This is a genomic window from Frigoribacterium sp. 2-23, assembly GCF_049601585.1.
Classification (GTDB): domain Bacteria; phylum Actinomycetota; class Actinomycetes; order Actinomycetales; family Microbacteriaceae; genus Frigoribacterium.
In genome coordinates, this window is record NZ_CP187126.1 from 2464198 (window position 1) to 2478083 (window position 13886).

Sequence of the window (13886 nt, forward strand, 5' to 3'; positions counted from 1 at the left end):
CAGGCTCACAGGCCGCTGTAGGCGTGCAGACCCTTGAAGAAGATGTTGACGACCGAGAAGTTGAACATGACGGCCGCGAAGCCGATGATCGACAGCCACGACGACCGCGAGCCGCGCCAGCCGCGGGTCGCGCGGGCGTGGATGTAACCGGCGTAGAGCACCCAGATGATGAACGTCCAGACCTCTTTGGTGTCCCAGCCCCAGTAACGGCCCCACGCGCGCTCGGCCCAGATGGCGCCGGCGATGAGTGTGAAGGTCCAGAGGACGAAGCCGACCAGGGCGATGCGGTAGGCCTGGTCTTCGAGACGGTCGGAGCCGGGCATCGTGTCGAGGAAGGTGGCCTTCTGCAGCTTGCCCTGCTCGCGCCGGGCCTGGACGAGCTGAGCGGCCGAGAGACCCGCCGCGATCGCGAAGAACGCGGTGCCGAGGATCGCCACGAAGACGTGGATGACGAGCCAGGCCGACTGCAGTGCCGGCGGCAGCGGGACGACGTCGACGTAGTAGTTGACGGTGCCGATCGCGAGCAGGATGAGGTTCAAGCCCATCACGTACGCGCCGAGGTACCGGATCGGCACGAAGAACTGGACGAGCAGGTAGACGCCGACGATGATCGCCGTGCCGGTCAGCGAGAACTCGAACATGTTGGCCCACGGCACACGACCCGCGGCCAGACCGCGGAGCACGACCGAGGCGACGTGCACGACGAAGCCGAGCACCATCATCGACATGGCGACACGCTCGAACTTCGAGGCGCGGCGCGAGGTGTCGACCGTGCCCTGGGTCGTCACGGGGCGGTCGAGCACGACCGTGGCACCACCCGCCGCCGACCGGGTCACCGTGGCGCTGGACGCCGCCGCAGCGGTGGCCGACGCGTCGGCAGAGCCCGCCGCGGCACGATTCTGAGCGAGTTGGGAGTCGGCCGAACGCTTCGCCAGATCGAGCGCGAACGCCACGAACGAGATCGTGTAGATGGCCATCGCCGAGTACACGGCGACGAGCGAGTAGTAGGCGAGGTCGGCGGTCACGAGGACAGCTTACGTCCGCCGGGGCCGCGCTTCGACTCTGAGTGCGAGCCGGGAGCGGGGGTGTCTCCGGCGACCTCGCGAGCGATGTCGACCGGGACACCGAGACCCGTGAGGTGGGTCCGAGAGATGTCGGAGACGGCCCGCACCAGGATCGGGTCCTCACCTCGGGCGAGACCGGCGTATTCGAGACGGACACCCGCGCCCGTGGTCGTCGCCTTCACCCAGACGCGGCGACGCGGCACGAAGAGGGCCGTCAGGAGCCCGGCGAACGCGAGCCCTGCGAACACGAGCACCCAGACCTGCGACGGATCGTGGTGCACGTCGAGCGATGCGAACCGCTTCACGCCGTTGAACGTGACCGAGCCGAGGCCGTCGGGCAGGTCGACCGTGTCGCCGGGCGAGAGCTTCAGAGCGGCGCTCTTGGCGTTGATGCCGTTGATCTCGGTCATGTCGTCGACGTCGAGCGAGTAGACCGATTTCGGCACTCCGGCGTCGAGCCCGAGGTCGCCCTTGTAGACGTTGAGGCTGAGCACCGGGTTGAGCAGGTCGGGGTAACTCGAGTTCAGCAGGCCGTTGCCGGCGTCGACGGCCGTCGGGTAGAAGAACCCGATCATGCCGAGCTGCGACGGCAGTGCGTCGGGCACCTTGATGACGCCCTGCGACGTGTAGTTCGTGTCCTGCGGCAAGAAGGGGATCGTGTCCTGGAAGGCGACGTCCCCCTTGCCGTCGTGGACCGTGACGTCGACGGCGTACCCGTTGCCGAGCAGGTAGACGCTGGTGCCGCCGATCTGCAGCGGGCTGTTCACCTTGAGGTCGGCCTTCTCGGGCTTCTGACCCTGCACCTGCGTGGTGACGGCGGCGTTGAAGTCGGTCGGCTGCCCGAGGGCGTTCTTGTTCGACTCCTCGTACGTCGTCGAGAACTTGTCGAGCGTCACGTTGTACGGGTGCAGCTGCGACTCGTCGAACCAGCGGCCCGGGTTGAACGAGTCGTACGACCCGAGCACGTTCGAGAAGGTCTGCCCCTCGACGACGACACGCTGCCCGGTGTAGCCGAAACCGCCGCCGACACCCACGGTGACCAGGACACCGACGAGCGCAGTGTGGAAGACGAGGTTGCCCGTCTCGCGGAGGTACCCGCGCTCGGCGCTGACCGAGTCGCCGAACACCTCGGTGCGGTAGCCCGAGCGCTTCAGCTGAGCGCGGGCCGAGGCCACGGCCTCGGCGGCCGTGACCGACCCCGACGACTCGGCGCCGGGCGCCGACTCGAGGGTGATCGTGCGATAGCCCGCGAGCCGGGACAGGCGTGCCGGCGTCTTGGGCGGCCGGGCGCGCAGGGCCTCGAAGTGGTGCTTCGTGCGCGGGATGATGCAGCCGATCAACGAGATGAACAGCAGCAGATAGACGGCGGAGAACCACGGCGACGAATACGTCTCGAACACACCGAGGTGGTCGAGCACCGGATAGAGCTGCGGGTGCTCGAGCTTGTACTGGACGACACCGTTCGGGTCGGAGGTGCGCTGCGGCACGAGCGACCCGGGGATCGCCGCGACCGCGAGCAGCATCAACAGGAAGAGCGCCGTCTTCATGCTCGTCAACTGACGCCAGAAGAAGCGCAGATAGCCGACGAGACCGAGCCGGGGCTGCGTGATCTCGCCACCCGCGCCTCCGGCGGTCGTCGCGGCCGGGGCGACGTAGTCGACGTGGTCGCTCGGACGCAGCGGGTCGTTCGACTCGTCGGTGTGGTCTCGGGCGTCGGTCTTGTCTCGGGCGTCCGTGTCGTCGGGCGCGCCCGTCTCGCGACCGGGGTCAGACGATGGTGCCATAGTCCGCGATCACCGCCCCGACGCGTGACATGATGTCGGACCAGAGTCCCGTGACCATGAGCAGACCGATCAGCACGAGCAGGGAGCCTCCGACGATGTTGACGACGCGGATGTGCCGCTTGACGAACGAGATGGAACGCGTCGCCCAGCCGAAGCCGAGTGCGACGAGCAGGAAGGGCAGACCGAGACCGACGCAGTAGAAGACGCCGAGCAGAACGCTCTGACCCACCGAGCCGCTGTTCAGCGACATGGCGGTGATCGCGGCGAGGGTGGGGCCGACGCAGGGTGTCCAGCCGAGGCCGAAGACGATGCCGAGGAGGGGCGCGCCTGCCAGACCGGTCGCGGGCGTGAAGCCGGGCTTGAACGTCCGCTGCAGGAACGTGAACTGGCCGATGAAGACGAGCCCCATCGCGATGACGACGAGCCCCATGAGGCGGGTGATCAGGTCACGCCACTGGATGAGCCAGAAGCCGGCCGCCCCGAACGCGAGGTTCGCGCCGACGAACACCACCGAGAAGCCGAGCACGAACAACAGGACGCCGAGCACGACGCGACGTCGGTCGCGCCGCGCACCCCGGGCGTCGGTAGCGCGACCCGTCAGGCCGCCGACGTACCCGAGATAGCCGGGCACGAGGGGCAGCACGCACGGTGACAGGAACGAGATCAGCCCGGCCAGAAGCGCCACCGGCAAGGCGACGGCCAGTTGGCCGCCCGCGACCGCGTCGAAGAAGGGATTGCCCTGATACACCTAGGACTTCTCGGCCAACGTGTCGGAGACGAGGGTGTTGAGGATGCTCGGCCCGTCGAGCCCGCCGAGGATGCGCGCAGCGATCCGGCCCTGCTGGTCGAGCACGATCGTGGTCGGCACCGAGTTCGGAGCGATCGTGCCGGCGAGGGACAGCTGAACGGTCGCGTCGTTCGTGTCGATGATCGACGGGTACGTCACGCCGAACTTGCGGGAGAACGCCAGCGCCGTATCGGCCTGGTCGCGGACGTTCACGCCGAGGAAGGTCACGCCCTTGTCGGCGTAGTCCTGGTGCAGCTTCTCGAGATCGGGTGCCTCGAGGCGGCAGGGCGCACAGCTCGCGTACCAGATGTTGAGGACGACGACGTCGCCCTCGAAGTCGCTCCGTGAGACGCTGTCGCCGGTGTCGGTCGTCGCCGTGAAGTCGACGGGCTTACCCCGGTCGGCCGGGTCGACCTCGGTGACGGCGCCGTTGCCCGAGATGTAGTTCTTCGTCGTGCCGTCGCCGTACTGTTGCGCGAGCGAGTCGTTCTTCGTGCAGCCGGTCACGGCGAGGCCCACGATCGCGGCCGCGGCCAGCACGCGGGCGACGCGTCGCACCCGTCGACGCGACGAGGCGGGGCGCCCCGCGGCGCGTGCACGGCCACGGGGACCACGGTCGGCGGGCGTGCGGGTGACGGCTACACGGGTGTCGGGCACTCGGGAATCGGGCACGGAGTTCTCCAGCAGAGGGTCGGGCGCGGTCATACGGCCCCCAGATCGACGGCCTTCTCGCCCAATTCTGCGGCAGGGTCCTGATAGCCGACCTCGACGAACGAGTCGCCTCGACGTTCGAGGGTGGTCACGCTCGACAGAGCGCAGCGTCGACGACGCGGGTCGTGGAAGAGGCGCGCCCCGGTGACGCTGCGGTGCGTCATCCAGATCGGCAGCTGGTGGCTGACCAGCACGACGTCGCCGTGGTCGGTGGAACTCCAGGCGTCCTCGATGACCGCGAGCATGCGGGACGCGATGCTGACGTACGCCTCGCCCCAGCTCGGCTTGAACGGGTTGATGATCCATGGCCACTCGGCGGGGTTCCGCACCTGGCGCGAGATGGAGAAGTTGGACCGGCGACCTTCGTACTTGTTGGTCGGCTCGATCAGGCGCTCGTCGAGCACGGGATCGAGGCCGAACGCCTGGGCCCAGGGGGCCGCCGACTCCTGCGTCCGCTGCAGCGGCGATGCGTAGAGGGACGTGACGGGGGCGCCCTGCGCGACGAGCTTCGCAGCCGACGCGGCCGCCATGCGGTGACCGAGCTCGCTCAGCCCGAAGCCGGGTAAGCGCCCGTACAGCACGTGCTCGGGGTTGTGCACCTCACCGTGCCGGACGAGGTGGATCTGCTGCGCGGGCATGCCCTCCAGTCTAGGTCGGCGCCCGTCGCACACCTCCCACACAGCGATCGCAGAGGGTGACGACGAGGCGGGAGCCGAGGAGGCGCGGCCTCCTCCGGTCTGTAAACTCGGGCCTCGTGATCAATCGCACCCTTATCAAAGACCTCGCACCCCTGCCCGACGGCACCGTCACCGTGAGCGGATGGGTCGATACGGTCCGCGATCAGAAGAAGGTGCAGTTCGTCGTGCTGCGCGACGAGTCCGGCGCGCTGCAGCTGGTCCGCCCCCGCACAGCCGCCGACGTGCTCGCCGCGAACGGCGAGACGGACGAGATCGCCGACGCCATCTCGGGCCTGTCCCAGGGCAGCTTCGTCACCGTCACCGGTGAGCTGAAGCACGACGAGCGCGTCAAGCTCGGCGGCATCGAGGTCAAGGTCGAGACGCTCCTCGTCGACTCGCTCGCCGACCCCGAGACGCCGATCGCGGCAGACAGCGGCATCGACAAGCGGATGGACTGGAGGTTCCTCGACCTGCGCGTGCCGCGCAACGCTCTCATCTTCCGTGTGCAGACCACGCTCGAGCACGCCATGCGCAGCTACTGGGTCGAACGCGACTACGTCGAGGTGCACACGCCCAAGCTGATGGCGACGCCGAGCGAGTCGAACGCCGAGCTGTTCAAGGTCGAGTACTTCGAGGGCGCCGCCTACCTCGCGCAGAGCCCGCAGCACTTCAAGCAGATGGCCCAGGCCGCCGGCTTCGGCAAGATCTTCGAGATCGCCGACGTCTTCCGTGCCGACCCGTCGTTCACGTCGCGTCACGCGACCGAGTTCACCAGCGTCGACGCCGAGATCAGCTACATCGACAGCCACGAAGACGTCATGGCGATGCACGAAGAGGTGCTCGTCGCCGCGTTCACGGCGGTGAAGGAGAAGCACGGCGCCGAGATCAAGGAGCTGTTCGACGTCGACGTCGTCGTGCCGACCACGCCGTTCCCCCGCATCCCACTCGCCGAGGCCAAGCGCATCGTGGCCGAGCGCGGCTACGTCGTGCCCCGCGCCGACGCCGACATGGACCCCGAGGGCGAACGCCAGATCGCGGAGTACGTGCGCGAGACCTACGGTCACGAGTTCGTCTTCCTGACCGACTACGACGCGTCGATCCGGCCGTTCTATCACATGCGTCATGAAGACGACCCGTCGCTGACGAAGAGCTACGACCTCATCTTCAACGGCACCGAGATCACGACCGGCGCCCAGCGCGAGCACCGCATCGACGTGCTCGAGGCGCAGGTCCGCGAGAAGGGTCTCGAGTTGGAGGGGCTCGCGAGCTACCTCGACTTCTTCCGGCACGGCGTGCCCTCGCACGGCGGCTTCGGCATGGGGCTCGCCCGCGTGCTGATGCTGATGCTGCACCAGCCGAACCTGCGCGAGGTGACCTTCCTGTTCCGCGGCCCGACGCGCCTCACGCCGTAGGCCGTACCAGAACACACGACAAGGGACGCTGCACCCACGGTCCCGTGGGTGCAGCGTCCCTTGTCGTGCGTCTCGCTCGTGGAGGGCGGGCGCTCAGTACTCGTAGTCGATCGCGGCGCGACCCGAGACGAGGGCGCGGATCTCGGCGGCGACGGCCTGGTGCGCGGGGTGCTCCTGGTACGTGTCGAGCCCGGCGTAGTCGTCGAAGTCGGCGACGATCGCGATGTCGCTGTTCTTCTCCGGGTAGGCGCCGTTGACGCCCACGGTCAGCGAGCGGATCGTGTCGATCGCCCCGACCAACCCGGTGAGCAGTTCGGTGATGCGCGCCGTGTCGCGGGCCTTGTCGGCCTCCTCGGTCGCGGACAGCTTCCAGATGACGATGTGCTTGACGGTCATGATGCGACGGCCTCTCGGAGAGCGGTGCGGAGGCGGTCGGGCTCGACGCGCCAGATGGTGTGCACGCGACCGTCGATCAGCACGACGGGGATCTCCTCGGCGTACTCGTCCGACAGCGCCCGGTCGTCGAGGATGTTCTTCTCCTCGTAGCCGAGCGCGAACTCGTCGTCGCCCAGCACGCTCTCGAGGACGCCCCGGGCCGTATCGCAGAGGTGGCAGCCGGGCTTGGTCAGCAGTGTGATGAGGGGTGCGGTCACGCGCTTCACCCTAGCGAACGCCGCAGGGACGAACCCGGGGTGCCGTCCCGCGGGCTCGGTGTCGGCGGACACAGCGAAGCCCCCGGCAACCTGTGGCTGCCGGGGGCTTCGACGGTGTTTCGGGTGGTGCAGTACTACTTCTTGTTGCGACGCTGGTGACGAGTCTTACGAAGCAGCTTGCGGTGCTTCTTCTTCGCCATACGCTTGCGGCGCTTCTTGATGACAGAACCCATACAGGACCTCACTGATTTCTGGATTGGACCGACCGGGTCCGAATCAGAACCGCGGAAAAATGCCTCGGGTCAGTGTACTAGGGCGACCGGCCAATGTCGAAAGCTGACTCCGAACGGCCTCAGCCGACGTCGGCGACGCGCGAGCTGAGCACGGCCTCGACGGCCGACTCAGGCACGCGGAACGACCGGCCGAACCGGATCGCCGGCATCTCGCCGCTGTGCACCATGCGGTAGACGGTCATCTTCGAGACGCGCATCATGTCCGCCACCTCGGCGACGGTGAGAAAGCGTACGTCCGACAGATCCTGCGACATTGTCCTGCCTCGACTCGGGCCCGGCAGCCGGGGCATCGAACGACACACGAGAGTGTCTCGTGTGTCTGCCGAAACTCTAGGGGCGCATGTGACGGACTGTAAAGACCCCGAACGAGCGCCCCGGAGCCCCTAGTCTTTGCGACCCAGGCGCTTCAGCACGGGGTCGATGACCCGCTCGTCGAGCGCGCTCTGCGCGTCGTGCAGAGCCGAGGAGGCGCGGTGTTGGGCATCGGCGACGGCACGACCCAGCGTGCTCGCGACGTCCTCCGCTTCGGGCAGGCTCGCGGCGGCGCGCCGGATGGGCGCAGGCACCGCCACACCGGCCCAGGCGGCGAACACCGCGGTGGCCGCCGGGTCGAGCGTCGGCTCGGACTCGAGCGCGTCGACGCTCGTGAACGGCAGCAGCCAGTCGTCGACGACGTCGAGGGGCGCGAGCTCGATGCCGTAGTAACGGTGCTGGCCGACCTCCCGGACGTGCACGAGACCCGCGTCGCGGAGCACGCGCAAGTGCTTCGACACGGTCGGCTGACTGAGGCCGAGCTCGGTCACGATCTCACCCACGCTGATCTCGCCGGGGCCGGCACCCGTCGTCGATGCGGTCGCGGGTGCCGCGCCGAGGCGGCGGTCGAGCAGCACCTTCAAGAGGTCCCGGCGAGTCCCGTCGGCGATCACGGCGAAGATGTCAGGCATGCAGCAACAGTACTGACCGGGGCCCGGGAGTACCATGACGACCGTGACGCGCGCCCCTTCCGCCTTCCGGGGCACCTCCACGGGTCGCGGTCGCGGTGTCTCCGGCGTGAGGCGAGGGCCGTGGGGTCGGCTGACCGACTACATCGACGAGATCGGCCGCAAGTCTCCGGCGCGCTTCGCCATCCTCATCTTCACCGGGCTCATCCTGGTGTTCACAGCCATCTTCTCGTTGCCGATCGCGGCCGCCGACGGCCGGCAGACGCCGCTCGTCGACTCGCTCTTCACGGCCGTCTCGGTCATCTGCGTCACCGGTCTCGCCACCGTCGACATGGCCACGCACTGGTCGCTGTTCGGTCACACCGTCATCTTCATCGGCGTGCAGATCGGAGCGATCGGCGTCCTCACGCTGGCCTCGATCATGGGTCTCGTCGTCTCGCGCAAGCTGGGCCTCCGGGCCAAGCTCATGGCGGCCAGCGACAGCAATCCCCTGCGCATCCACGCCGGCCCGGTGCCCGAGGGCCAGGCCGTGCGGCTCGGCGAGGTGGGCGGCCTGCTCGCGACGGTGGCCGTGAGCGCCCTCGTCATCGAGCTCGTCATCGCCCTCCTCCTCCTGCCCCGCATGCTCATCGACGGCATCCCGTTCGGCGACGCCTTCCTCGACAGCTTCTACTACTCGGCGATGGCGTTCACGAACACCGGTTTCACCCCGAACGCGGCCGGGCTCGAGCCGTTCGAGAACGACTACTTCTTCATGTCGCTGATCATGCTCGGCGTCTTCCTCGGCAGCATCGGGTTCCCGGTCATCTACGCGCTGGCCCGCAATCCGTGGCACCCCCGCCGATGGTCGCTGCACGTCAAGCTCACGATCGTCACCAGCCTCATCCTGCTCGGGGCGGGTGCCGTGCTCTACCTCGTCCTCGAGTACGACAACCCCGAGACGTTCGGCACCGACGCGGCCTGGAAGACGGTCTTCCAGTCGCTCTTCCTCAGCCAGATGACGCGGTCGGGCGGTTTCTCGACCATCGACGTCGACCAGCTCAACGGCTCCAGCCTGTTGGTGACCGACATGCTGATGTTCATCGGCGGAGGCAGCGCCTCCACGGCCGGTGGCATCAAGGTGACCACGCTCGCCGTGCTGTTCCTCGCCGCGTTCGCCGAGGCGCGCGGCAATCGCAGCATGGAGGCCTTCGGTCGCCGCATCCCGAGCGACGTGCTGCGACTGTCGGTCAGCGTCGTGCTGTGGGGCGCGACGATCGTCGCCGTGGCGAGCGTGCTCATCCTGCAGATCACCAAGGCGCCACTCGACCACGTGCTGTTCGAGGTCATCTCGGCCTTCGCGACATCGGGGTTGACCACGGGCCTGACCGAGTCGCTACCCGACTCCGGCAAGTACATCCTGGCGGTCACGATGTGGATGGGCCGCGTTGGTACAGTGACACTCTCGGTGGCCTTGGCCGCCAGCCAGCGCCGCCAGCTGTTCACGAGACCCGAGGAGCGACCGATCGTTGGTTGACAGGATCAAGCACGACGCCCCCGTCCTCGTGATCGGCCTCGGCCGTTTCGGCGCCGCGACGGCCGGCCAGCTCGAACGACAGGACCGCGACGTCCTCGCGGTCGACACCGACGCAGGGCTCGTGCAGAAGTGGGCCGATCGTGTCACCCACGCCGTCCAGGCCGATGCCCGCAGCATCGACGCGCTGAAGCAGATCGGCGCCCAGGACTTCTCGATCGCGGTCGTCGCCGTCGGCTCGTCCATCGAGGCGAGCGTGCTGATCACGGCCAACCTGGTCGACCTCAAGGTGCCCCAGATCTGGGCCAAGGCGATCAGTCAGTCGCACGGCAAGATCCTCGCCCGGATCGGCGCCAACCACGTGATCTACCCCGAGCGCGAGGCCGGCGAGCGCGTCGCCCACCTCGTCTCGGGTCGCATGCTCGACTACATCGAGTTCGACGACGAGTTCGCGATCGTCAAGATGTACCCGCCGAAGCCGGTGCGCGGCATCTCGCTCGCCCAGTCGAACATCCGCAAGAAGCACGGCGTCACCGTCGTCGGTGTCCGCAGCCCCGGAGGCGCGTTCCACGAGGCGACGCCGGAGACGGTCATCAGCAACCACGACCTGATCATCGTGTCGGGTGACAGTCGTGCGCTCGAGAAGTTCGCGGCGATCGAGGGGTAGCGGGCCGCCCTACGACCCGGCGGCGATCTCGCGGGCCCGCGCCAGCGCGGCCGCCGCGGCCCGATCGAACACGCCGGACAGCCCGGCTGCCTCCAGTTCGGCGACCGCCCGCTCGGTCGTGCCGTTCGGGCTCGTCACCCGGCGTCGGAGCTCGGTCGGGGCGGCGTCCTTCGGCAGCAGGTCGCTCGCTGCGAGCAGCTCCGACGCGCCACGGAACGTGCCCTGGACCATGGTGGCCGCCTGGGCGCGCGTGAAGCCCAAGGCGACCGCCGCCTCCTGCATCTGCTCGATCAGGTAGAAGACGTAGGCGGGGCCCGAGCCCGAGATGGTGCTCAGGGCGTCGATCTTGTCCTCGGGCACGACGACGACGTCGCCGACCGCCGCGAAGACGGCGCGGGCGGCGGCCAGGTCGTCGTCGGACGACCGCGTGCCCGCGGCGAGGCCCGTGACGCCGAGACCGACGACGGATGGCGTGTTCGGCATGGCGCGCAGCACGGAGACGGAGTCGGGCAGCGCCTCCTCCATCGCGGCGATGGTGATGCCGGCCGCGACGCTGACGACGATGGTGCCGGGTTCGAGGGCGGGTGAGACCTCGCGGAGCAGGTCGACGACCATGTGCGGCTTGACACCGATGAGCACGATCTTCGCTCCGACGACGGCCGACGCGTTCGCCGCGGGGTCGGTCTCGGTCGCGAACGACGAGACGTCGCTCTTGCGCAGTGCGGAGGCCTTGGCCTCGGTGCGGTTGGTGACTCGGATGCCGCCGTCGACCACGACGTCGGGCGACAGCAGACCGCTGAGGATCGCACCGCCCATCGAGCCGGCTCCGAGAATCGCTGTGGCGGGAAGGGAGGTGACCATCAGGCCATCCTAGAATCGACCGCGGAACGACGAGGGGACCGAGTCATGAGCACATCGGGTGGCAACAAGGCGATCTTCGCGGCGCTTGGCGCCAATCTGGGCATCGCCGTCACGAAGTTCATCGCGTGGGCGTTCTCGGGGTCGGCGTCGATGCTGGCCGAGGGCGTCCACTCGCTGGCCGATTCGGCCAACCAGCTGCTCCTCTTGTTGGGCGGGCGCCGGGCGAAGAAGGCGGCCGATGCCGAGCACCCCTTCGGGCACGGTCGCGAGCGATATGTGTACGCGTTCGTCGTGTCGATCATCCTGTTCACCATCGGCGGCGTGTTCTCGCTCTACGAGGGCGTCGAGAAGCTCCGCGAACCGCACCCGCTCGACATCCCGTGGCTGCCGGTGCTCGTCCTGCTGGTCGCCATGACGCTCGAGGGCTTCAGCCTGCGGACGGCCGTCCGAGAGGCCCGTCCCGGCAAGGGCTCGAGGTCGTGGTTCCAGTTCATCCGCCGGTCCAAGGCGCCCGAGCTGCCCGTCGTCCTCCTCGAGGACACCGCGGCCCTGCTCGGCCTCGTCTTCGCGTTCTTCGGTGTCGTGCTGACCTGGATCACGGGCAACGGCGTCTTCGACGCCATCGGGACCATCCTGATCGGCCTGCTGCTCGTCGCGGTGGCCGTGATACTCGGCATCGAGACGAAGAGCCTGCTGGTCGGCGAGGGGGCCTCCGACGAAGACGTCGCGAAGATCCGCGCGGCGATCGTCGACGGCCCCGAGGTCGAGTCGATCATCCACATGAAGACGTTGTACCTCGGGCCGGACGAGCTCCTGCTCGGCGTCAAGGTCTCGATGCCGGGCCGGACGTTGCTGAGCGACGTGGCCGCCGCCATCAACCAGGTGGAGGCGCGGGTGCGGGAGGCCGTGCCCATCACGCGGGTCATCTACATCGAGCCCGACGTCTGGGTGCGCCCCGGTCAGATCGATCCGCCGACCGACGCGATCGTCATCCGCGCCGCCGACTGACGGCGCCGAGCCGTCCCTCCCCGCGGAGCCGTCCCGTCAGCCGCGTCGCTCGGCGAAGAAGTCGTCGAGCACCGTACGGCACTCCGCCTCGCGGACGCCCGCGTAGACCTCGGAACGGTGCGGCAGCCTGCGGTCGCGGAGGATGTCGTAGACGCTGCCCGCGCCTCCGGCCTTCTCGTCCCAGGCGCCGAAGACGACCCGGGGCACCCGGGCGGCGAGGATGGCCCCGGCGCACATCGGGCAGGGCTCGAGGGTCACGACCAGCGTCGTGCCGGTGAGGTGCCAGTCGCCGGTGTGCTCGGCCGCGGCGCGCAGAGCGAGCACCTCGGCGTGTGCCGTCGGGTCCTGGCGCAGCTCGCGCTCGTTGCGCCCCACCCCGACGACCTCGCCGGCGGCGTCGAGCACGATCGCCCCGACCGGGACGTCGAGCGAGACGCGACACGCGCGGGCCTCGTCCAGGGCGCGCCCCATCCAGGCGTCGAACTCGCTCGGTATCGCGGGCACCGGTCCTCCTGCCCCCGCGGCGGTCGCGGACTGGGCTAGCGTTGAGCCTATGCGAGTGCACGTAGCCGACCACCCCCTCATCACCCACAAGCTGACGGTGCTCCGCGACAAGACCACGCCGTCGCCGACGTTCCGGGCGTTGACCGAAGAACTCGTGACGCTGCTCGCCTACGAGGCCACGCGCGCCGTGCGCACGACGCCGATCGACATCGAGACGCCCGTCGGGCCGACGACCGGTCTCGCCATCAGCTCGCCGCGGCCGCTCGTCGTGCCGATCCTCCGTGCCGGTCTCGGCATGCTCGAGGGCATGGTCAAGCTCGTACCGACGGCCGAGGTGGGGTTCCTCGGCATGGTGCGCGACGAGGAGACCCTCCAGCCGACCACGTACGCCGAGCGCCTGCCCGACGACCTGTCGAACCGCCAGTGCTTCGTGCTCGACCCGATGCTGGCGACCGGTGGCTCGCTCATCGCCGCGATCGACTACCTGCTCGACCGCGGGGCCGTCGACGTCACCGCCGTGTGCATCCTGGCCGCGCCCGAGGGCCTGGCCGCCGTCGAGAAGGCGATGCACGGCCGTGAGGTCACCATCGTGCTCGGCGCCGTCGACGAGCGGCTGAACGAGAACGGCTACATCGTGCCCGGGCTGGGCGACGCGGGCGACCGCCTCTACGGCCTCGCCTGAGCCGCTCCCCCGTGCGTCGGCCTTGACAGCACGACGCACGGTGTAACAAAATCTCCCCTATGACTACCAGTGTGCACACCCCGACCTCCTTTGAGGCCCTCGGGAGCACCGGCATGATGATGCCGATGCACGCTGTCATGTGTCGAATGTGTGCCTGATCCGGCCACTCCTCGCCGAGTCGACCCGGCGCTCGTGAACGACCTTCACTGAGCCCGTCGACTCCCGGGCGATCTGACGTCACCACATCGACGTCGCGCCCCCGCACCGCCCGATCAGCACGGACGCCGATTCGCTTCTCGCGATTCCGTCGTCCCCGATCGGGGTACCGA

General features: G+C 68.7%; 17 protein-coding genes. 5 read left to right on the forward strand and 12 right to left on the reverse strand.

Features of this window, described 5'->3' with window-relative positions:
• Positions 1-5 precede the first annotated feature (5 nt).
• The 5 genes from ccsB to ACPEEZ_RS11685 are packed head-to-tail and all read right to left on the reverse strand — an operon-like array spanning position 6 to position 4984.
• A complete protein-coding gene (ccsB, locus tag ACPEEZ_RS11665; RefSeq protein WP_423919058.1) occupies positions 6-1025 on the reverse strand; it encodes a c-type cytochrome biogenesis protein CcsB in 1020 nt (339 codons plus the stop codon).
• Positions 1022-2848: a cytochrome c biogenesis protein ResB gene (gene resB / locus ACPEEZ_RS11670; protein ID WP_423919060.1), complete on the reverse strand. Its 1827-nt coding sequence runs from the start codon at positions 2846-2848 to the stop codon at positions 1022-1024. The genes ccsB and resB overlap by 4 nt, the downstream gene beginning before the upstream one ends.
• The gene (locus ACPEEZ_RS11675) at positions 2832-3596 is read right to left on the reverse strand and encodes a cytochrome c biogenesis CcdA family protein (RefSeq protein ID WP_423919063.1); all 765 of its coding nucleotides are present in this window, start codon (positions 3594-3596) and stop codon (positions 2832-2834) included. Before ACPEEZ_RS11675 ends, resB begins: the two co-directional genes overlap by 17 nt.
• Complete coding sequence (locus ACPEEZ_RS11680; RefSeq protein ID WP_423919066.1) at positions 3597-4307, reverse strand: TlpA family protein disulfide reductase; 711 nt, start codon at positions 4305-4307, stop codon at positions 3597-3599.
• A gap of 29 nt (positions 4308-4336) precedes the next feature.
• The gene (locus ACPEEZ_RS11685; RefSeq protein WP_423919069.1) at positions 4337-4984 is read right to left on the reverse strand and encodes a histidine phosphatase family protein; all 648 of its coding nucleotides are present in this window, start codon (positions 4982-4984) and stop codon (positions 4337-4339) included.
• Positions 4985-5100: 116 nt separating this feature from the next.
• Between ACPEEZ_RS11685 and aspS the strand changes: the two genes are divergently transcribed.
• The gene (aspS, locus tag ACPEEZ_RS11690) at positions 5101-6435 is read left to right on the forward strand and encodes an aspartate--tRNA(Asn) ligase (protein ID WP_423919072.1); all 1335 of its coding nucleotides are present in this window, start codon (positions 5101-5103) and stop codon (positions 6433-6435) included.
• A 93-nt stretch (positions 6436-6528) separates the two neighbouring features.
• Here aspS and ACPEEZ_RS11695 read toward each other — a convergent pair whose 3' ends face one another.
• From ACPEEZ_RS11695 to ACPEEZ_RS11715, 5 genes are all read right to left on the reverse strand, one after another.
• Positions 6529-6831: a Dabb family protein gene (locus ACPEEZ_RS11695; protein ID WP_423919074.1), complete on the reverse strand. Its 303-nt coding sequence runs from the start codon at positions 6829-6831 to the stop codon at positions 6529-6531.
• Positions 6828-7088, reverse strand: a complete 261-nt coding sequence (locus ACPEEZ_RS11700) for a glutaredoxin family protein (RefSeq protein ID WP_423919077.1) — start codon at positions 7086-7088, stop codon at positions 6828-6830. The genes ACPEEZ_RS11695 and ACPEEZ_RS11700 overlap by 4 nt, the downstream gene beginning before the upstream one ends.
• Before the next feature lie 134 nt (positions 7089-7222).
• Positions 7223-7321, reverse strand: a complete 99-nt coding sequence (locus ACPEEZ_RS11705) for a 30S ribosomal protein bS22 (RefSeq protein ID WP_003792170.1) — start codon at positions 7319-7321, stop codon at positions 7223-7225.
• Between the two features lie 119 nt (positions 7322-7440).
• Positions 7441-7635, reverse strand: a complete 195-nt coding sequence (locus ACPEEZ_RS11710) for a helix-turn-helix domain-containing protein (RefSeq protein ID WP_423919130.1) — start codon at positions 7633-7635, stop codon at positions 7441-7443.
• Between the two features lie 129 nt (positions 7636-7764).
• Positions 7765-8325, reverse strand: a complete 561-nt coding sequence (locus tag ACPEEZ_RS11715; protein WP_423919132.1) for an ArsR/SmtB family transcription factor — start codon at positions 8323-8325, stop codon at positions 7765-7767.
• 106 nt (positions 8326-8431) lie between these two features.
• Here ACPEEZ_RS11715 and ACPEEZ_RS11720 point away from each other — a divergent pair, with 106 nt between their 5' ends.
• Positions 8432-9838 carry a TrkH family potassium uptake protein gene (locus ACPEEZ_RS11720; RefSeq protein WP_423924267.1) on the forward strand — a complete coding sequence of 469 codons (1407 nt, stop codon included), beginning with the start codon at positions 8432-8434 and terminating at the stop codon, positions 9836-9838.
• Positions 9831-10502 (forward strand): potassium channel family protein, encoded by a 672-nt coding sequence (locus tag ACPEEZ_RS11725; RefSeq protein ID WP_423919135.1) that lies wholly within the window; start codon positions 9831-9833, stop codon positions 10500-10502. Before ACPEEZ_RS11720 ends, ACPEEZ_RS11725 begins: the two co-directional genes overlap by 8 nt.
• A 9-nt stretch (positions 10503-10511) precedes the next feature.
• Here the strand turns inward: ACPEEZ_RS11725 and proC are convergent, their stop codons facing one another.
• The gene (gene proC / locus ACPEEZ_RS11730; RefSeq protein ID WP_423919138.1) at positions 10512-11363 is read right to left on the reverse strand and encodes a pyrroline-5-carboxylate reductase; all 852 of its coding nucleotides are present in this window, start codon (positions 11361-11363) and stop codon (positions 10512-10514) included.
• Between the two features lie 45 nt (positions 11364-11408).
• Here proC and ACPEEZ_RS11735 point away from each other — a divergent pair, with 45 nt between their 5' ends.
• Entirely contained in the window at positions 11409-12371 is a 963-nt protein-coding gene (locus tag ACPEEZ_RS11735; RefSeq protein WP_423919141.1) for a cation diffusion facilitator family transporter, read from the forward strand.
• Between the two features lie 36 nt (positions 12372-12407).
• Here the strand turns inward: ACPEEZ_RS11735 and ACPEEZ_RS11740 are convergent, their stop codons facing one another.
• Positions 12408-12842, reverse strand: a complete 435-nt coding sequence (locus ACPEEZ_RS11740) for a nucleoside deaminase (RefSeq protein WP_423924268.1) — start codon at positions 12840-12842, stop codon at positions 12408-12410.
• A gap of 82 nt (positions 12843-12924) precedes the next feature.
• Here ACPEEZ_RS11740 and upp point away from each other — a divergent pair, with 82 nt between their 5' ends.
• The gene (upp, locus tag ACPEEZ_RS11745; RefSeq protein WP_423919144.1) at positions 12925-13557 is read left to right on the forward strand and encodes a uracil phosphoribosyltransferase; all 633 of its coding nucleotides are present in this window, start codon (positions 12925-12927) and stop codon (positions 13555-13557) included.
• Positions 13558-13886 lie beyond the last annotated feature (329 nt).

Coding starts and splice junctions, on each gene's coding strand:
- upp (WP_423919144.1), top strand. CDS start 12,925: ATGCGAGTGCACGTAGCCGACCACCCCCTCATCACCCACAAGCTGACG.
- ACPEEZ_RS11740 (WP_423924268.1), bottom strand. CDS start 12,842: ATGGGGCGCGCCCTGGACGAGGCCCGCGCGTGTCGCGTCTCGCTCGAC.
- proC (WP_423919138.1), bottom strand. CDS start 11,363: ATGGTCACCTCCCTTCCCGCCACAGCGATTCTCGGAGCCGGCTCGATG.
- ACPEEZ_RS11705 (WP_003792170.1), bottom strand. CDS start 7,321: ATGGGTTCTGTCATCAAGAAGCGCCGCAAGCGTATGGCGAAGAAGAAG.
- resB (WP_423919060.1), bottom strand. CDS start 2,848: ATGGCACCATCGTCTGACCCCGGTCGCGAGACGGGCGCGCCCGACGAC.
- ACPEEZ_RS11685 (WP_423919069.1), bottom strand. CDS start 4,984: ATGCCCGCGCAGCAGATCCACCTCGTCCGGCACGGTGAGGTGCACAAC.
- ACPEEZ_RS11735 (WP_423919141.1), top strand. CDS start 11,409: ATGAGCACATCGGGTGGCAACAAGGCGATCTTCGCGGCGCTTGGCGCC.
- ACPEEZ_RS11715 (WP_423919132.1), bottom strand. CDS start 8,325: ATGCCTGACATCTTCGCCGTGATCGCCGACGGGACTCGCCGGGACCTC.
- ACPEEZ_RS11710 (WP_423919130.1), bottom strand. CDS start 7,635: ATGTCGCAGGATCTGTCGGACGTACGCTTTCTCACCGTCGCCGAGGTG.
- ACPEEZ_RS11695 (WP_423919074.1), bottom strand. CDS start 6,831: ATGACCGTCAAGCACATCGTCATCTGGAAGCTGTCCGCGACCGAGGAG.